Genomic DNA, 19,444 nt, shown 5'->3' on the forward strand with positions numbered 1-19,444 from the left:
ATTGTCATTTTTCACTTTGAGATTTACATTTTGCATTTGAAGTATGCGTGTCTGTATACTCACTAACAACACGCGGACGGATAATGGTTGGGGCAGGTTTGCCCGCGAGTTCATCACGGCATTGCGTACGTGCGGAGTTGAGGTTGTCATTTGCTCGGAAGAAGGCGGAGGGTATCCTGACGAACACGTGGTCTTAACCAACTCACTCAGATTTTCTTTACACAGTTTTTTTAAAACACTTCTTCATCTTCCTGTTCTTCTGCGCAATGCTCTGCGGGTGCGCGAGCATCTTGGGGGATGTAATCTCATTCACGCCTTGGACGGGTATCCGTACGGAGTTATCGGGGCTCTCGCCAGTTTCGGTTCAAAACTTCCGCTAATGGTTACATTGCAGGGTACGTATTCCCTGGATGCGTTTTACCATGCCGTGGAACGGAAATTTTTAACATGGGCGCTTTGTCATGCGCGTAAAGTCGTCTGCATCAGTTCGTATATGGCCCGAGAAATAAAGAAGTATATTGCCGGAATTTCATCGCAGGTCATTGGACACGGCACTACGTCTCTGTGGCTTTCAGCCCCGACAGATCCCCGTCCCCCCTCTATTCCTAAGCCGTATCTTTTAAGCGTCGGCACTGTGAAGCCGCAAAAAGGATATCGGATAAGCCTTGCGGCCTATGCCAGAGCCAGAGAAAAGTTTCCCGATCTTTCATATGTCATTGTCGGCTTCCAGGGGCACGAACATTTTTCCAAAATTCAAGATGAGGCAAGGGTTTTAGGCATCAGCAGCCACGTTCACTTCCTTACCGGTTTGAGCGACGCGGAACTCTTGCGGCTTTATGATCATGCAGAACTTTTTGTACTTACGCCGGTTTCCATGGGAACGAACATAGAGGGTTTCGGACTGGTATATCGGGAAGCCGGAGCCCGGGGGTTGGCAGTGATCGGCTCCCGGGACTGCGGAGCCGATGATGCGGTTAAAGATGGGGTAACCGGGATTTTATGCCCGCAGAATGATGTTGATATGGTTACTAGGGCGTTAGAAAAATTGCTTGCGGATGAAAAATTTCGAAAAGATATGGGAGAAAATGGTAAGAAACTTGCGAAAAGAGAGACCTGGGTTCTCGCTGCCAGGCGCTATAGTGCCGCCTATGAGGCCGTTGTTAGGCGTTCGCAATAAGGTTTTTTTATGAGCGATTTTATCCGTACAAAGTTTTTTCGGCACGCATCGGTTCTTCAGGCCGGGAGTTTTGTGCAATTCGGGATTTCGTTTGCGGGTTCGGTACTTATTGCGCGTCTTCTGGGGCCGGATCAGTACGGTGTGTGGGCGCTTGCCATAGCGCTCGCGGGCATTATGGGTTTATCTCTTGATTGGGGCCAATTGTCTGGTCTTCTTATTCTTTTTTCACGAGCGTCCGCAGAAGGAAATCATGAACGGATGCGCGATGCCGGTTCCCGATATATCAAGATCACTCTTCTGCTCTATCTCTGCGTCGGTGTACCTCTATTTTTTTTAGCAGATATTTTGGGATCCGCGTTGTATCATCGGGAGGATCTGGGAAATTATGTGCGATGGCTTCTTATAAGCGGTTTTTTTACTTCGGGGTTCGCGCTTTTTGCGATACTTCTCCAGGTTGTGCGGAAAGTATGGCTGCTTACCCTCGCCGAGAATGCTGACCAAGGTCTGAAAACTGGCATGATGTTGGGCGGACTTTTCGCAGGACTCGGTCTGGCAGGCGTTGCCGGCGGACAAGCGCTGGGAACTGCGCTCTCGTTCCTAGCCATCTTATTTTTTTATCGCCGCTATGTGCAGCCGACGGGTCTCGTCCCGCGCGTTCGCTCCATGCTTTTGCACATACGCGAGACGTCGTTGCGGTCTTTTCTCCGTTTTTCATTTCCCATGGCGCTCGATAATAATATTGTAGAGTTTTATAATTTGGGTATTATGTTGCTGTTGGGCCGGCTCGCCTCGCCCAGTGAGGCTGGATTTTTCAAAATATCTCTTTCGTATATGTCGCTTGCATTTTTCCCGCTTGGAGCCGTCACACGGCTTTTACAAGACCAATTTCCCAAAGACCAGGTGCGAGATCCTGCAATATTACGCAGGCATTTCATTAAAGTATCGGTTGTAGGAGGATTTTTTGCGATGGCGGTCGGCACCATTCTTGTGCTTCTCGGCCCCTTTTTAATCAAGGTCGTCTACGGTGCGGCGTATGAGAATGCCACTCCCTTTATAAAAGCATTCTGGTGGTATACGGCAGTGATTGGATTCGGTATTGGCCTGGGGAGCCTCTTTCGTACTATTAGTAAAGTGCATATTTCTATTACCATAAACAGTGTCGTATTATTGGTTGGATGGCCATTGAGTCTCTATCTCTTGGATATGTACGGAGCACTCGGCGCGGTATACAGTTTCACGATCCTCAAAGGAAGCGCTACTATTATTGCCGTTATAGTAGCATTTTGGTATCTTAAATTTGGAGATCTTAGCGCCCCCGCTTCTCATGGATCGAAATAAAAACTACAGACAACGAAACATATCCCTTAAAGTAGATATGGGATTAAAAACTCCGCGGCGCTTAAAAGATGATTTCTGGAAGTAAGAGCAGGAACAGCGAAGTATAGAAATATCTTATTGCGAAATGCCCAGGCCGCTGCCAGAGCGGTTTTTTTGTGATATCATTACCGCATGCGTATTGGTATCGATTATATTTCGGCTTTCGGTACGGGGGGCAACGGCACGTATACCCGAGAATTGACAACGGCGCTTGCGCGCAAAGAAGGGCGTGACAGGTTTGAGTTATATACGTATTTGCATCATATTTTTCCTACACGAAGATATCCCGATCTTTCGGATCGGGCAGTTTTTCGCGGTGTGTATATGCCGTCTTTTCCATTTCCTGCGCTGACAAGATGGGGGGAGCGGATTTCGGGAGAGATTTTTCGATTTCGTTCCAGGGATTTGGACGTGATGCATTTCACGAATCCGTTTTTCTTTACGAAGGGACTTGCAAAAAAAGTCCGCGTTGTCGTGTCCATACACGACCTGTCATTTATAAAGGATCGTTCATGGGTAAAGGCAAGCACGCGGGAGCTTCTCATGAGTATTCTTCCGGATATATTTCGCGAAGCGCACGCGCTCATTGCGGTCTCGGAGTGTACGAAGCGCGAAATTATCGCATACGACGCATCCGTATCATCAAAGACCTTCGTGGTCCATGAAGGCGCAAACAGTGCATTTGGGCCCGTGGTTCCCGATGCGGCATTCCTTGCGCACTATGGGATCGCGCAGCCCTATATACTGACGGTGGGCGAGATACAGCCGCGAAAGAATTTGGAGACGATTCTTGCCGCGTATGCACAACTTCCCGGCATGCTGCGTTCACGCTACTGCCTTGTCCTTGCAGGAGCTCCAAGAGACAGCACCCAATTGCAGAGGCTTGGTGAGTGTATTCACGCATTAAAACTTGATGAGCAAGTTATCGTAGTAGGACATGTTCCGGCCGAAGATCTTGTGAAATTATACGGAGGAGCGAGTCTTTTTGCATTCGCCTCTTTTTATGAAGGATTTGGTTTGCCTATACTTGAGGCTATGGCGTGTGGCGTGCCGGTGGTGACTTCGAATACAACATCTCTACCCGAAATTGGAGGAGACTCCTGCCTGTATGCACCTCCGGAGGATGTGGAGGGCTTTATGGGGCAATTCGCGGCGGTGCTTTCCGATGAAATACTCCAAAAAGCCATGCGCAAAAAAGGTCTTGCGCGTGCCGGGTTATTTAGCTGGGATAAGGCGGCTCGGGAGACGCGTGCTATCTATCGCAATGTGACTGGCGCATTGGTACAATAAAAAAAACTGCTCTAGATCGAGCAGGATAAGCATGTTTGGTTCCGGGAGGTCTGGAACAGGAAGGTCAGATATCTTCTCCCTCCGCGCCATGCTCTTTTTGTGAAACGTGCGAGTAAAATTTTCGCGTTGCGTAAGAGAGGTTGAGTCCGGTTACGGTAAGGAGCGCTGTTACTATCGCGAGCGTATAAAAATGGAATGCTACCGACATGCCGACGGCCGCGGCTACCCACAGGGCGGCCGCGGAGGTAACGCCTTCCACGCGCTCTTCGTGGTGCAGAATGAGCCCTGCTCCAATGAAGCCGATGCCCGTAAGCACGTTTGACGCGATACGCAGGGGATCGATGGATGCGCCTTGAGAAAACATTCGTGCCCCCTCAACAGAGATGATCGTAAAAAGGCATGACCCGAGGGATATAAGCATGAACGTGCGTCCTCCGGCAGGTTTTTTCCAGTGCTTACGCTCCCATCCGATGAGCCATCCCAAAGCCATGGCAAAGATCAGGTGAAAGATGAGCTGTAATTCGTGGTTTTGCGGGATGATTCCGGACATATGGTATTTAACGCGAGAACGCAAATAAGCCCTTTGCGGGGTTTGCGAGCGCTAGGATGAGCACTACGACCCCCCATACCAAGGCCACGGCCGTGATGATTTTTCCCTCGTGCTTCATTTCAGGCTCTCTCCAAAGGTAAATGCCGACAAGAATTCCAGAGGCGACTGGATTTAAGATGGCTACAACAAGCAGGACGCGAAACAGCGTTTTTTTTGATTGTAGGTGTACTCCCGGCTTTGCGTGTCCCGTCTCGGCCGGAGCGAGCATGGGCTCGCCTCGTTCGTCTTGTTGCGCGACGGGCTGGAGTTGCGGCAAGATGGTTTCTTCCGGACCAGGAGCTAGCGTAGGAAGCTCCTGAGGAGTAGTTGGCATCGATGATGTTTGCGAGTCATCCATATCTTATCCTCTATGTGTATAATACTTTTCGTCTTTTCCTTTTTCCTGCTTTTCACAAATAATTTGCACCAATTTTTCCACAAGCCGCTTCGGATCCTCGTCGTATACCAGCGGAACTTCTTCTCGATGCGCAGATGCAACAATTTCTTTTATAAGATCCGTTATGCCGCCGCTACCCATTAATATCCCAAGAGGCTTATGGTCCTCAAAGGCAATGGTGAATTCGTTCAGCGTTCCCATGCGCCCGCAAACAAGTATGACGGCATCGGCCGAGCGCGTAAGCAGAAGATTTCTCCCCGAGTAATCAAAGCCCGTATAAATAATAACGTCAAAATAATCAGTCGGGAGTTTATATCGTTCGACGTGTTCCCTTTCGTTTGATGCAGGGGACAGGCCGATGGAAATACCCTTCTCCTCCTTGGCGCCGATGGCGGCCCAGTACGGCGTTCCCGTGGTAGCGCCGGTAACCAAAACTCCGCCCTGCCGAACTATTTCGCGCCCTACCTCTTTAGCCTGTTCGAGGGCTTCTTTGGCGCAATGCCCGGTCTCGGCCGCTCCCGAAACGCATATTTTGAATTTACAGACGTTGTGCTTGGTGGTCGTGTCCATATCCGTATAGTATATGCAACTTAGCGGCGCGGCAATGGAATGGGTGTCCTATGATACGAGCCGATCCACTTCTTCCAGTGTTGTGAATCCTTCAAGGATTTTAAGAATGCCGTCCTGCCGCATTGTGACCATGCCGCGTTCAATCGCCCTGTCCCGGATATCGCTTACGGTGGGTGCTTGTAGGATATATTTTTCCATTTCACTATCACTTATAAACACCTCAAAAATGCCCATCCGTCCGCGATATCCCGTTTGGTTGCATTCGGCGCAACCGACCGATTCCATAATCTCCAGTTTCTCTGTCAGTGGCGGGTGTAAAATGCCGGGAGGGAGATCTTTCAGCTCTTCTTTGGCCTTTGCGATAAATTCTGGAGAGGCGAGAACCTTTTTTGCACATGCGCGGCAGACTTTTCGCACAAGGCGCTGGGCTAATACAATATTGAGCGCCGGTGCGATAACCACGGGGTTTACCCCCATATTGATAAGGCGCGGGATGGCTCCGGCCGCATCGTTCGTGTGCAGGGTCGCAAATACCAAATGTCCCGTCAAGGCCGAGTGCATGGCGATGTCCGCAGTTTCAAAGTCTCGAATTTCGCCGACCAAAATAATGTCGGGATCTTGCCGGACGATCGCCTTGAGTCCGGTCGCGAATGTGTATCCTTTTTCCGGTGCAACCTGCGTTTGTTCAATACCCTTCACGTGATATTCGATAGGATCTTCGATGGTGATGATTTTTACGTCGGCGGCATTCACTTTCTTTACGAACGCATAGAGCGTTGTGGTCTTGCCCGAACCCGTGGGGCCCGTGGTAAGGATCATACCGTTGGTGCGGCTAAGCCCGGCAACAATGAGGTCGTAAACTTCTTTGCGCATGCCGAGCTCCTCAAGCGACGTGCCGATTGCCCTCGGGTTTAAAACCCGCATCACCACGTTCTCGCCGTAAGGGCCGGGCAGCAATGAGGTTCTTACCTCAATGTTTATTCCGGGGCCAACGGCAATGGTAAATCTTCCGTCTTGGGCGATATCGCGCACATTTATTTTTAACCCCGAGAGGAGTTTGATGCGAGAAAGTATGAGGGGATAGGATTTCGGAGGGATATCCGTTATATCCTGCAGAAGTCCGTCTATGCGGTAGCGCATGCGTGTCTGATTTTCTCCAGCTTCAAGGTGAATGTCTGACGCACCGGTCTTCAGGGCTCCCGCGATGATTATCTCAACAATATCGGAAACTTGGGCTGGCGGTATTTTGGCGATGTATTTGGCGAGTTCCGCAATATTCGTGATGGCTCTCTCATACTCTTGCAAGCGCTGCGGGCTTACCTCGACTTTTCCTGCAATACGCTTCTTGAGTTTTTTTGCCGCGGTGATGGTAACGTAAAATTCCCATGCCCGTTCAAGGCTTGTTTCCGAAGCCACGGCAATCTCTAGCGTAAACCCATTTTCTTTTAAGGCATTGAGCGCACGCTTTGTTGCGTCGGAACTCGGGTCGTTTGCGGTAACCAAAAGGCTTTTCCCATGTTTTTGGATGACGGCAAACTTGGCTTCCTTTGCCACCTCTTCTTCAACAAGCGCAAGCGCGTCCGATTCGATGGGAAAGGTAAGCAGATTAAGATATTTGAGGCCGAGTTTTTTGGCGAGATACTGGGCACGGCCTTCCTCTTCTTTGCGTATGACCTGTTCAATAGTGCCGGGCTTGCGCTCCTCTGGCTCGATGACCGATTTTACGTTTTTTACGGGCATGTACTCTATAATACCTAAAAATCCCTGCGAAAGGCAACGGATAAATCCTGCTATGCGCGCATTAAAGCCCGCCAAAAGGCAAGTTTTACACAAAACACCTTTCTAGGAATTGCGCCGGTGCTTCCTCGGGTGTTTTAACATCCAGCGCGAAGCTTGTGATCGCGCCGCGCCGCTTTGCGCCGAAGCCCTGCACGGTCCGCTCAAGAAGCTGTTCTTCCCGGCTTGAGACAAGAGCGCGTACGCGGGGCTGGGCATCTCCGTTCCGGTGCATAAAAAAGAGCGCAATGGCGGTAAAATGAGAAAAATGCGTATGCAGATCCTCTAAAATCTGCGGGAGGTCTTTGAGGTTTATGTCGATGGCGGGAAAATCTTCTTTGGCAAGTATGGCGTATGCCGTCTGATGCTGCTCGATAACTTCCAACTTCCCTAATATCCGTCCCCAGAGCTTAAGCTGATTTAAATCCCGTGACTTATAAAGATATTGCACCACATCCGTCTGGCTTGCTCCCTGCCCAAGGAGTTTCGCTGCCGTCTCAAGCGTTCGTGGCGTCACCGAAACATTTTGGAAGCTCTTGGTTCCATCGATGATGCCGGCGAGCAAACACGTCGCAATATCTTGGGTGAGGAGCGCGCTGTTCCATGTTTCTAGAAATTGGTGTATGACCTCGCAAACGGTAGCGGCCGTCACATCTATAAGGTTGATGTTCCCGTAGCGCTCATTTGCGGCATTGTGGTCCATATTCAGCACGGGCACGTCGAAGAACGTCTGGGCGTATTTTTCAAATGTCGCTCCGAGCGCCTCTAGGTCCGAGGCGCCTACGGTCACCAGGATGTCGTGCCTGTGGGGACCCGGCTCAAAGACAATGTGGTCGCGCGTAAAATGCGCAGGAGCGGTCATGTAAAGCCGAAGCGCGTCCTCATGTTGTTCGTATCGCAGGTCTTTGATGGGGACCATCCGCGTATCAACAGATAACACATATTCGCGGTCGAACGATATGAATTGGGAGACCTGTGAGGGTTTCGGCAGGAACGCAAATCGTTGCGGGACATCCTCGCCCATCAGCACGCACACTTCTTTGCCGGCGCCTTCCAGCGCTTTGCCCAAAGCAAAAGCTGCCGCCATCGCGTCTCCGCTGAATTCCGCGGCCGGCGCGATAAGTATTCGCGAGGATCGATTCAATGCATCAGTGGTTTGTTGAGTGGGTGTGAGGGACATATTTCGGAATAATCTAATTTCCAATATCCAATATCTAATAAAATTTCAGAAAGACATGGATATCGACATTCAAGCAAGAACGTGTTTTTATGATTACTCGATGAATGGAATAGGGTAGCGTAGCCGATGGGTCCTATTCCGTCAAGAAAAACTGTGGAGAGTCTGCAAAAGCGCCCTCTGTCATTATTGCGCCACGCCCTATCTATTTTCCGCCTCCGCTCCGCTTCGGCGTGTTATTGAACCCACTGCCAACCCGATGGCGCAAAATGACAGAGGACGCTTTCTTATGTAATATTGGGGGTAATGGAAGCCATAACAAACAAACGCGCGTATTTCGACTATAAGGTGCTGGAAACCTATGAGGCGGGCATAGAGCTTTTAGGATTTGAGGTAAAGTCCGTGCGGAAGGGCAGTATGAGTCTGCGTGCGAGTTTTGTAACCGTAAAAGATGGCCAGCTTTGGCTTACAAATGCCGTAATATCGCCTTTCCAGCCGCAAAATACTCCTGCCGGATACGACTCATCGCGTTCACGAAAGCTTCTGCTCCATAAAAAAGAGATAGCCCGGCTCATTGGGAAGCTGAAAGAAAAGGGGTTGACAATGGTGCCACTTAAGGTGTATAATAAGAATAGCAAAATAAAGGTAGAAATTGGTGTTGTCCGTGGGAAGAAGCAATACGATAAGCGGGATACCATAAAGAAGCGGGACACGGAAAGAGAAATACGGAGAGAGGTATAATATTGGACTTCAAAATTTGCAGCTACGATTTCTTCGAAAAATGAGTGGGCCCCGCACCGTTTCCGAAAAAGTCTTTCGTTATAGATTTCTCTTCTCTCGGTGTCGGCTTCGCCTCACTTTTTTGAACAAATAATTCCTGTGCCGGAAAAAGTACGGGGCTCCACGTTTGTAGCCAAAATTCATTTATGAATTTTGGACAAACGTGGGGATGCTAGGCATCGATGGGAAGTTCATTGTAAACCATGCGCGTCGAGCCGCTTTATCTCGTTAAACTGGAGCAAATCAATACGTGCAAACGTATTTTCAAAAGTAAAATCTGCGGTCGCTTCGATCTTCGCGGCACCCAGTTTTGCTTCTTCCTTCGCCTAAAAACGGGGGACATCCGTCCGTGTGATGCTCGCTAGTGCGGAGCCGGGTGCCATTTAGCGAGTGCGCCGCGTGCTCGCTTGGGGCACGCGATACGCGATACCAAGCTAGATCATACGGTGTTTTTCTTGGCTTTTTATACCGTATGACCACAACCTCAAACCAAGTACACGCGTAGATGCGGTTTTCATACCTTCCCAGACGGCGGTTCAATTCCGCCCATCTCCACAGAATCAAAAAGACCGTCCCTTGCGGATGGTCTTTTTGATTCTTGTGCGGGATGAGAACGCAACCTGCGTTGCGTTCGTGCGGAATTGAAGGTCGGAGCGATGCACCGCAAGCTTGCGGTGCCGCGAGACCAGGCCTGGAACCCGAGGCGCATCGACCGGATGCGCCGAGAGGTGCAATGGCAATTCCGCCCATCTCCACCACTCTCCACAAAAGGACGCTAAAGCGTCCTTTTGTGCTTTATGTACAGTCTTTTTCTGCGGTTCTATAACCGGTTCATGGAAATTTTATTCACTGTTCTTGCGAATCATTCTTTTATCCACAGGCATGCAGACGTCGTGTTGTGTCATGTTCTTTAAACGCGTACCATAAGAGTTATTAAAAGTTTAAGAATAAATCATATGCAGAAAAAATCTCTATATACTCAAGGTACGCAATATTTTATGTCTCTCGTTTGTGTGGCGGTATGCGCGGTAGCAGCCGTTTTTTTTACGCCCAGTGCCTATGCCGGCACGCTTACTTTGACGAGTGCCACGTCGGTAACATGGGGGACCGATAACCTTATCGCGCAGTCGAGCGCGTCTTGGAAACTTTCTTTTACGACCGCGACGAACCTGGTTCCCGGAGATGTCATTCAGGTAACCTTTCCCGATAATCCCCAAGGCCCGCCGTTTAACTTCCAAAACATCTCGCTCTCGGCGACATCCAATGTATGGCTCGCGTCGAATGCCGTAGCGGTCGGCGGACCGAACGGACAGACGATTGCGTTTACTACTACCTCTTCCGTATCTCCGTCTGTCGAGGCCGGAAAGGCCGTCAGCATTACGGTAACGGGTATTACGAACGCTTCGGGGAGCGTTCAAAATCTGGCGAATCTCGTCTGGCAGTTCAAGACCGGTACGCCGCAAGATTCCGGCCAACCTGCCGGAGCACTTTCCGCGACCGTAGATACCGGCAGTGCCGCGCAAAGCGTGATTCGCCGGGGTACAAACATCGTGTCGGATGCTACCTACGCTTTTGCGCCATCGAGTTATGCTGCGAGCGCATCAAATATCACCTATACCTTTTCCTTTAAAGCGGCAACCGTTATCCCTATCGGCGGAAAAATCGCATTGAATTTCCCCACGGAATACGACTTGAGTACCGCAACAACAACAGCGCAATTGGATATTAATGGAGCAGGGGCGGGAAACCCGACAGTGTCGCTCTACGCGGCTACCGTCGTTACGGGACAGGGCCGGAATCAAATGTTGCTTACCATCAGCAACAGTGCGACAAATGCGAACGACACTCTTACCGTTGCGGTTACTGCCATCACAAATCCTTCCACCGCAAATGTATACCGGCCGTTCTATATCTATACGACTACTGCGCAGGGCGGGCTTATTGATGGTGCATATTTCGGCTTCGGCGGCGAGAATTACTCCGGTCCGCCGCCCATTGATACGGTGCATATCGGCGGAAATAATACCCTCATATTCACGGTCAAGAAAAACGATGGTGGCACCGTCTCAATCCTTGACGGCGCGGAGCGTCCGCAAGTGAAAGTAGGCGTAGGATGTCCCGATAAGGGGTTCTTCGTCGGCGAGCGGTATCTTACCGCTTCTTCCAGTGTTACTTTCCCGAATCTTTTGGATTGCAACTACATGGCCTTTACCATGCCGTCAACGACCGGCTATTCTGCGTTTTGGGATGGCTTCCTACAGCCGTCGTTTAAGGAAATTCCCGCGTCGGGAGGCGGGACAGCTAGCACTGCGCTCACGTTCATGGTGCCGGATGCGACGATTACAGGCGCCATCACGGGAGGTGTCCCCAATTACCCGAATGGTGAGATTATGGCGCTCAACGAAACGCACATGGCATGGAATCCGCTGTGGAACTCACCTGCCTATACTACCCAGGGTTTAAGCGCGACCGGCGCGGGGTACTTTACCCTAAAGGCAAAGAGCGGCTCTACGTGGCAGATCACCGTTCCCTCTAAGTTCGGACCCGGGGGCGGCGGCATGATGCAAACCGCGACAAGCCAGTACTGGCCGCCGGTGATTCCCGGGGTGGTGGTTTCCGCGGCACAGACGTACAACGTCGGAAGCTTCGCATATGTGCTGGCCGACAGGGCGCTCGATGTCGTGCTGAAAAACGCAGCAACCAATGCTGTTATCACCAATGCCTGCGTGTCGGTGAAGCGTAGCGGTAGCGGATTTTTCATGGCGCCGCAAAACACGCTCTGCCAGACGAACAACAATAATAACACCTCATACCTGTTTAAAGTTCCCTCCGGTTCCCTCGCGATTGAAGTGATGAAACCGGGCGTGGGCAAACCCGAGGAATATCCGGTCGCGGTAAATGCCGCGGCGGTTACCTCCACCATTCTCATTTCCGCCCCGACAAGCTACATCAAGGCCGTGGTAACAGAAAACGGCAGGGCGATTGCCGGCGCGCCGATCTTCATGCAATCATCTTCAGGATTTGGGCAGGCGATGACGGATGCGCTGGGTACCGCAACGGCCTATGTGCCTTTCGGCACGTATCGTGTTGAAGGGTTTGTGCCGGACTTCGGGCCGCTTACCGCGCAGACCGGCGTTGTGGTCGGCTCCGGTTCCAACCCCACGGTAACATTTACGCTCGACTCCTCGGGATACAAGACGGTTACGGGCCGCGTGTTTATAAATGTGGGCGGAGGCGCAGGATATGATGAGGGAACCGATACGCCGCTCGATAGCATTCAGATCGGCGCGCGGGGGACCGGCGGAACAACGGGCGGGAACGGGACCATGACCTCGTCGGACGGCACATACACCTTGCGCCTTGCGCCGGGAACCTACACCATCGGCGGCTGGTCAAAGACCTATGGAGGGCTTTCGGAGCAGAATGTTGATGTTTCCACTGCAAATGCCACGGCGAATTTTTCGCTCGCAGAAACCGGAACGTTACAGATTACTATTACCGGCGGGGCAGATGTCTCACCGCTATTCGCCGGAGCGTTCAGCCCTTCTACGGGCAAGGGAAACGGCACGGACCAGTGGACCACGAGCGGCTCCAATAAAGTAACGACGCTTTCGCTTCCCGCCGGAACCTATGAGGTGCATGTGGGATCCCCCGCGTTCGGGGAACTGACGCCTGATGGAGGCGCCGTCGGAACTATCACGGCGGGGTTGACCACCGCAACGACATACAACGTCACGGCCGGTGGAACGCTCGTGACGCTCTCCGGAACTGTCACGGACGCCTCATTAAATCCTCTTGAGAACGTAAACGTGTGGGTGAGCCGCATTAACGGCCCGGGGTCTTTCTCGACGCAGACCAATGTATCCGGTGTCTATACCCTAAAAGTTCCGGATACGTTCATCTATGATGTGGGCGCGAACCGCTCGGGGTACCTTGCGGCACATTTGACGATCACGATGTCGGGCGTGCGCACCCAGGACTTCACGCTCGTGGCAGCCGGCGCGACTATCACGGGAACGGTTGCTAACGCATCGGGTACCGCTATCGCAAATGCCTGGGTATGGGCGGAGAAAACCGCTACCAGCGTCTGGACGGGCGCTCCTACCGATGCCTCCGGCGCGTACTCGCTCACGGTTGATGACGGCACCTGGACGATCTATGCCGATGGCCCCTGTTATTTCCGCTCTACGGGTCTTGCGGCTACTGCGGGCGATACCGGCAAAAACATTGCGCTTGCGGCAAACTCCTCCTGCACGGCTCCCGTGCCGAGCGTACAAAGCATGACGCCCGCAAACGGCGGCATCATCAACAACGGCACGAAGGCAACCGTGAACATCCCGGCAAATGCATTGGGCACGGGAAGCACAGGCGTATCGGTATCCATTTCGGACGCCGATGTTGTTCCTTCCTCTCCGAATATGTCGCTTATGTCGGGAACCGTTCAAACCATTACGGCGCTTGACGCGAGCGGGCAGTCCATCTCCACGCTCAATAGCAACGCGGAGATCAAGCTGGTATATGCCAATGGAGATCTTCCCGCAGGCTTCGATGAAAACAATCTGCGCGCCGCCTACTGGGATTCGACGAACAAAAAATGGGAACCGGTTGCCGCAACCATTGATCCGGACCAAAACACAGTGACTATTCAGATGAACCATTTTACCGATGTGGGCCTTGGCGCAGGGGATATTCCTCCCGCGCCGCAGAATGCGGCCTCGGACTGGAAATCCGCGTCGCGGATAGACCTGACATGGAATACGATCTCCAATGCCACAACGTATACGGTGTACCGGGCAACCTCGAGCGGTGGCACGTTTACGAGTGTCGGCACCTCGTCGTCCGCTTCATACAGCGATACCGGTCTTTCCGCCGCAACCTGGTATTATTACAAGATTACGGCTGCGAACGCCAACGGGGAATCAACCTATAGCGCCGAAACAAGCTCTCGGACCGATACGAATCCTGCCGTTTCTTCATCGGGAGGCGGGGGGACGATTCTTCCGGTACAGCCTTCTTCTGCCGTATCTCCTGCGGTCACCTCAACTTCTACGCCGACTTCCGCGGTAGTGCCAATATCGTCTCCAACAGGCGCGCGAATAGAGGGAACACTCATCCGCTATGCAGATAGTCCGAAGGTGTATGTTTTGGAAATAGGAAAGAAGCGATGGATCCAAACCGCAGAAGATTTTGTAAAGCTGGGGTTTGACTGGGCAAAGATCGTCATCGTGCCCGCATCGGAAACATATGCCGAGGGCGAGGTGAAAAAAATGACGCGGGGGCAGATTACGCAGCTTTTCGTGCGCAATCTTGCGCGGGGCGCGCGAGGACCGGAGGTGAAGGCATTGCAGGAGAAACTTAAGGAACTTGGATTTTTCCCGGCGCATATTGCTACCATAGAATACTTCGGTCCCGCAACCCAAAAAGCCGTTATGGCCTTCCAGAAAGCGCGGGGACTTTCACAGGTTGGCAGTACAGGTCCCAGAACCCGCGCGTTATTGAATCAGGAGTGAAATTTTCTGCGATAAAAATATCCGGCTTGTCGCTTGAGTTCGTCAGTGAGGGGTTTGTTATTGTGCAGACGTTGCGCACAACTCCGCTGTTTAATGAGGCGGAAGCCGGTCTTCGGACAACTCCTATGACAACGGATGTTCCAAAAATGGCCTTGGTTCATTGAGGAGAATGAATTTCAGCGGTGAGCCCGCTGTAAGCAGACGGGGTATCAACATGGTTGATAGTCAGGAAACCTAACGGTTTCCTTACACTCTTCCCTCCGCATGGAACCCACGCAGCAGAGCTACGGGGTATACTGTTGAATCAAAAATTCTATATCTTCCATCGCCGCCCACGCCCGCAATTCTGCCATTACCAAGTTCCACCTGATTTTCAAGAACTCCACATCTCGGGAGTTTTCACTGATAAAATCCTCAAAATGCCTTATGGCGCTTGAGGATTTTTCAGTTCGATAACCGGTGAATGGTAGAAACAAGCTTATCCAGTTTCGGAAAAGAAATTCGTTCCCAGGAAACGATGTGCATGGTAATCTGGAGATACTATGTTCTACACTTTTCTGACCGCATCGGCGCTACTGGCGCAGATATTCGGTTCGTATATCGGCGTTCCCGCCGATCTCTCCCTTTCCCATACCACCGGAGACGTAGCGTCCACCCAGGTGCTTAAGGTGACAAATGTCGGTTCACAAGCCGCGCTTTTTGCCGCGACCGGCGACCAATCATGGCTTTCTGTTTTTCTTGGTGAGCCGTCTATAACGGAAGCGCTTTTACGAAATGGCCTCGACCTTGATTTCACTGTACGAGCGGACCCTACAGGGCTTAAGGAGGGCGTGTATCATGGAGCAATCACCCTGCGCGCGCAGGATATCGGCACGGGCGCGGCATACGATACCCAAAATGTTACCGTCGTGCTTACCGTACGGGAAGGGATTCCCGCGGTATCGGGTGAGGCTTCTCCCGAACCTACTCCAACGGCCTCTTCCTTTCCCACAGCTTCTCCGGCCCCAACTCCAAAAATCCAAGAATCCGCAACCGTAAAAGTGCCGGGTAGTGCAAAAACCACCGACGGCACGCCGGCTGAGGCGTTCATCTGGGCGTGGTCGGATAAGGGCAAAACAAACTCTCTGCAGTCGGCACGGAACGGATCGTTTGAAATGGAGCTTGACCGAAATGACCGCTGGCATCTGGGAGCATCGGCGGAAATAAATAACCTGCTTCAGAGATCTTCGGAGGTGACCATTAACACCGCTTCCGCGCCGGCCCTTCCCGTGGAGCTTGTGCTCTCGGCGTTCGGGGTCCAGCCCTTGCCGGAGGCGGTACGGATTACACGGTCTGCCGAGGAACGCATTGAGGTCAAGGTTTCGGACGGCGCAGGAATTTCCATCCCGCCGTTGGCCGCGCGCCAAGAAGGCGCCGTGAGCGTTGAAGTAAAGCCGGTTGCCGAATCGTTGTCGCAAAAAGGCACGCGAGTGATAAGCACGGTGTACGATATTACGCTGAAAGACAAAGGCGGTCAGGATATCAAGACGTTTGATCAAGACGTCGAAGTTACGCTCCCGTACCGCGAGCAAGACCTGCAGGCGCAAGGAACGAACGAAAGCCGCATTGTGCCCGCGTACTTTGATGTGTCCAAACATACCTGGGTGCGCATCGCGTCATTTCGCGTTGACAAGGAAAAGAAAGTCATCAGGTTTTTCACCCGGCACCTTACACGTTTTGCTCTTGTGGCACCCGCCGACACCCAGCCGCCGGATGCACCAACAAATGTGCGTGTTACCGAAAATGCTCCGGGATTTCGCATTGAGTGGATAAATCCCACCTACGATTTCCATCATGCCAAAATATACCGCTCAAGGGCTCAAGGCGCTGTCGGCAAGCTTGTTTTAGGCAACGTTGTTCAAGCATCGAGAACAGATGATTTCAAAAAAGAGGTCGGGGCGGCGTATTACTATCTCGTTCGCATTGTGGACCTGGCGGGGAACGAATCTTTAAATAGCAAGCAGATAGCTGTGAGAGCGACGAACGTATCCATCCAAGCATCCCCGGAGCCGGAGGTCGTGCCGAGTCCGACCACCTCTTCCTTTGTGGCATCTCCTTCCGTAACCGCATCTTCCGAGCCGGTCATGGTTTCGTCGACTCCAACTCCCGCGCCCACTCAAGAACCGCAAGGATTTTTTCCACGTTTTAAAAGAGCGGTAGCGGGATTCTTCCAGAGGATATTCGGCACGTCCAAGAATCCGCGGTAGCGGTCCGACTACTTTCTTATTTAGTTAAATAAGAAAGTAGTAGAATGAGGGGGGTGGTCAGGCGAAGGTAAAACCCACACAACCCAGCATCACTCAGTAAATTTCACACACGAACACCAAAAAAGTTTTCTTATTTCCCGATAGACCCCACACAAATAAAAAAACCGCGAAGAGTGTCCGCGGTAGGGAATTACTTTTTCGGAGGAGCTTCGCCCGCTTTGTCTCCGGTAATATCCTGATCATCGTAAATGATCTTTATTCTGGATTCGAAGCGTTTGTAATTGGTGTAGGTAACGATCTCGCGGATATGCACTGCGCCGGAAGAGAAGTGAAGAGTGTCATCCGCAATCGTGTAGGTGGGGAACCAGTACTTATCGTCGATCTGCTCTCGGTAGGTGGTAAATGAAGGGAAAAGATTTTCCTGTCCTTTGCCCTTTCTCAAGTCCGGGACCGTTTTCCCATAGGTTTTCACGATCTGAAGGTCGGTCGTGTCCACCCAGAGCCGTCCCTGGAAATACCGCTTGCCTTTGTCGATTTTTTTCGGAACGATGTCGAATACATAGGTATCAAGTTCGTCCACTCGCTGTGTGCCGATATACCGGATATTATAATCCGGAATTTCGTCGCTGGTAAGAACGAAAGGAAGTCTTTTTCGGATATCGTCGAGATCCTCTGGTGACATGCTGATGCGAACCAGGGTTGATAGCGGCGCGTAGGTGACTTTTTCCTTGAGTTCGCCTTTGTCGTCAAAGACGATGTCGAATTCTTCCTGGTATTGGCCATCTATTTTTCCATCACTCTCGACGGTTTGAACGAGCACCGATTGATGGTAGGTGTATTGCTCGCGCGCGAGCTTGAATTCTTTTTCTTTGGCCGCGAATTTCCGGACGATCTCGTCTGGCGCTATTTTTGGAGGAGCCTGGTTAACCGGACCTTCTTGGGCATGCATGACTGAAAAGGCGGCAAGAAGCATGCCCGGTAGCATATAAGCGTGAAAGCGCATAAGAACCCCTTTCTTTTCAAAGAACAATGTAGTAGAGGAAGTGTGAGCGGAAAAACGGTAAATGTCAATTAAGAAAGCCGAGCATTGTGCGCTCCGGGCGTTATCGGTTTTTCCAGACCCGCTCGTACCAGTATGTTGCCATGGTGCCCAAGCTCCAAAGGAAGAAAAAGAACGCCACAAACCATCCGAGAACCGGAATGGTGTGTATGAGTGCAAGAGCCGCAACTCCAAGCGTTACCGATTTCCAGTGTAGTTCCAGAGATTTTTTTGTTATAAGATGCCAAAGCCGTTCTCCGGCAAGTACTCCCATGAACACGCAGGAGAAGGCGAGTATGACCAAATACCACAAGAGTCCCAGGGCGGCAAAGAATATGCCCACAACTGTAAGGGCAGACAGTACAATGGCTGCGGGTACGACGATAAGAACGATAAATCCTGTCAGAATGTTCATGCCCAAGCGCTTATGTGCGCGCTCCAAGAGTTCTTTCGTTCTATTTTTGAACAGATGCACGAGGATCAAGGTGGTAAAAAGAGCAATGCCGAATTTCAAAACAAACAGCATGCTTCCCAGAATATGCCGTGCAGTGTCGAATTTTTTCTTGTTTCCCGGAAGTTTTTTTGCTTCCACCTCTCCAAGGATTCGCGCCGATGGGTCAATAAATGCTGTTCGGGAAGAACGGTACGTAAGGGTTCCATTAATGAGCGCAAGAGAGCCTACGGTTATGTTTTTTCCTGTTGCCCCTACATTTCCCCCGACAAATCCATTAAGGAAAATATTCCCCCCGGCCGCTTTTACATTTCCGGCTATCTTGCCATCAAGCGATATTTTGCCTCCCGCGGCCAGCACATCCCCTCCTACATAAGCATCCGGCAGAATATGTATCTCGCCTCCCGCGGCCAGCACATCTCCACTTATCGTGCCGCTGATAAGAACCGTGCCGCCGGCCACACGAACATCATCGGTAACGCTTCCCGTGATATGCATTGAGCCGCCAGCGACAAGTACGTCCCCCTCAACGCGTCCCGAAAGCCGTATGTCGCCACCCGCGGCAACCAGGTCGCCCATAACGAGGCCGTTCACGATCGTCGTACGTCCTGCCGTATAAAGATCTCCCGAAATAGACTCGTTTTCCTGCACGAGAGACGCGGGTCCGGTTTTGAAAGAAGCGGCAAAAACTCCCGCAGGGATGAGAAGTGCTCCCAATAGAAGACCCAAGGTCTTTTGTATATGCATATGCTTTTATTAAATGATAATAGTTCGCATATTAAGTATACTCGTATTCCGACCCTTCTCCAATGAGGCTATGCGTGTCTCCACAAAGGCTCTTTGACGTCTCAAAGAGCGTCCTGCTACAATGAGAGCGTATGAGCCTCTACCGTGAATATCGTTGTAAACATTGTGAAAAACTTCTTTTCAAGGGGCTGTTGATTGAGAGCGAAGTGGAAATCAAATGTAAAGGGTGCCGTGCGCTCTCGGTGTTTAAGGGAGAAAGCGCGAACGAACACCTTTGTGTGATCAAGAATTGTCCGAATCGCGTCCGTTTGGCATCTA

13 protein-coding genes and 1 other RNA gene are annotated in these 19,444 nt (G+C 51.4%); 7 read left to right on the plus strand and 7 right to left on the minus strand.

The window, feature by feature from the left end; translation table 11 throughout:
- The first annotated feature begins 43 nt into the window (after positions 1 to 43).
- The 3 genes from Q7S09_03725 to Q7S09_03735 all read left to right on the plus strand — a co-directional run bounded on the left by Q7S09_03725 (position 44) and on the right by Q7S09_03735 (position 3,844).
- Positions 44 to 1,177: a glycosyltransferase family 4 protein gene (locus Q7S09_03725; GenBank protein MDO8558268.1), complete on the plus strand. Its 1,134-nt coding sequence runs from the start codon at positions 44 to 46 to the stop codon at positions 1,175 to 1,177.
- A 9-nt stretch (positions 1,178 to 1,186) separates the two neighbouring features.
- Positions 1,187 to 2,515, plus strand: coding sequence for an oligosaccharide flippase family protein (locus Q7S09_03730; GenBank protein ID MDO8558269.1), 1,329 nt, complete (start codon positions 1,187 to 1,189; stop codon positions 2,513 to 2,515).
- Between the two features lie 171 nt (positions 2,516 to 2,686).
- Positions 2,687 to 3,844: a glycosyltransferase family 1 protein gene (locus tag Q7S09_03735; protein ID MDO8558270.1), complete on the plus strand. Its 1,158-nt coding sequence runs from the start codon at positions 2,687 to 2,689 to the stop codon at positions 3,842 to 3,844.
- Positions 3,845 to 3,908: 64 nt separating this feature from the next.
- On the opposite strand, the gene Q7S09_03740 is transcribed toward Q7S09_03735, so the two are convergent.
- The 5 genes from Q7S09_03740 to Q7S09_03760 all read right to left on the minus strand — a co-directional run bounded on the left by Q7S09_03740 (position 3,909) and on the right by Q7S09_03760 (position 8,356).
- Positions 3,909 to 4,394 carry an MgtC/SapB family protein gene (locus Q7S09_03740; GenBank protein MDO8558271.1) on the minus strand — a complete coding sequence of 162 codons (486 nt, stop codon included), beginning with the start codon at positions 4,392 to 4,394 and terminating at the stop codon, positions 3,909 to 3,911.
- A gap of 7 nt (positions 4,395 to 4,401) precedes the next feature.
- Positions 4,402 to 4,791, minus strand: coding sequence for a hypothetical protein (locus Q7S09_03745; GenBank protein ID MDO8558272.1), 390 nt, complete (start codon positions 4,789 to 4,791; stop codon positions 4,402 to 4,404).
- Positions 4,792 to 4,794: 3 nt separating this feature from the next.
- Positions 4,795 to 5,400 (minus strand): hypothetical protein, encoded by a 606-nt coding sequence (locus Q7S09_03750; GenBank protein ID MDO8558273.1) that lies wholly within the window; start codon positions 5,398 to 5,400, stop codon positions 4,795 to 4,797.
- 48 nt (positions 5,401 to 5,448) lie between these two features.
- A complete protein-coding gene (locus Q7S09_03755) occupies positions 5,449 to 7,140 on the minus strand; it encodes a GspE/PulE family protein (protein MDO8558274.1) in 1,692 nt (563 codons plus the stop codon).
- Positions 7,141 to 7,225: 85 nt separating this feature from the next.
- A complete protein-coding gene (locus Q7S09_03760; protein ID MDO8558275.1) occupies positions 7,226 to 8,356 on the minus strand; it encodes a hypothetical protein in 1,131 nt (376 codons plus the stop codon).
- 303 nt (positions 8,357 to 8,659) lie between these two features.
- Between Q7S09_03760 and smpB the strand changes: the two genes are divergently transcribed.
- The 4 genes from smpB to Q7S09_03780 all read left to right on the plus strand — a co-directional run bounded on the left by smpB (position 8,660) and on the right by Q7S09_03780 (position 16,889).
- Positions 8,660 to 9,094, plus strand: a complete 435-nt coding sequence (smpB, locus tag Q7S09_03765; GenBank protein MDO8558276.1) for an SsrA-binding protein SmpB — start codon at positions 8,660 to 8,662, stop codon at positions 9,092 to 9,094.
- 204 nt (positions 9,095 to 9,298) lie between these two features.
- Positions 9,299 to 9,691, plus strand: a transfer-messenger RNA (tmRNA) gene (ssrA, locus tag Q7S09_03770).
- Positions 9,692 to 10,089: 398 nt separating this feature from the next.
- Positions 10,090 to 14,643 (plus strand): carboxypeptidase regulatory-like domain-containing protein, encoded by a 4,554-nt coding sequence (locus tag Q7S09_03775; protein MDO8558277.1) that lies wholly within the window; start codon positions 10,090 to 10,092, stop codon positions 14,641 to 14,643.
- Between the two features lie 542 nt (positions 14,644 to 15,185).
- Complete coding sequence (locus Q7S09_03780) at positions 15,186 to 16,889, plus strand: hypothetical protein (protein ID MDO8558278.1); 1,704 nt, start codon at positions 15,186 to 15,188, stop codon at positions 16,887 to 16,889.
- Positions 16,890 to 17,079: 190 nt separating this feature from the next.
- On the opposite strand, the gene Q7S09_03785 is transcribed toward Q7S09_03780, so the two are convergent.
- Together Q7S09_03785 and Q7S09_03790 are read right to left on the minus strand one after the other, a co-directional pair.
- Entirely contained in the window at positions 17,080 to 17,892 is an 813-nt protein-coding gene (locus Q7S09_03785; protein ID MDO8558279.1) for a hypothetical protein, read from the minus strand.
- A gap of 100 nt (positions 17,893 to 17,992) precedes the next feature.
- On the minus strand, positions 17,993 to 19,126 hold the full coding sequence (locus Q7S09_03790; GenBank protein MDO8558280.1) for a polymer-forming cytoskeletal protein: 1,134 nt from the start codon (positions 19,124 to 19,126) through the stop codon (positions 17,993 to 17,995).
- Positions 19,127 to 19,444 lie beyond the last annotated feature (318 nt).

The sequence above is a fragment of the bacterium genome, from assembly GCA_030649025.1.
Taxonomy (GTDB): domain Bacteria; phylum Patescibacteriota; class Minisyncoccia; order JAUYLV01; family JAUYLV01; genus JAUSGO01.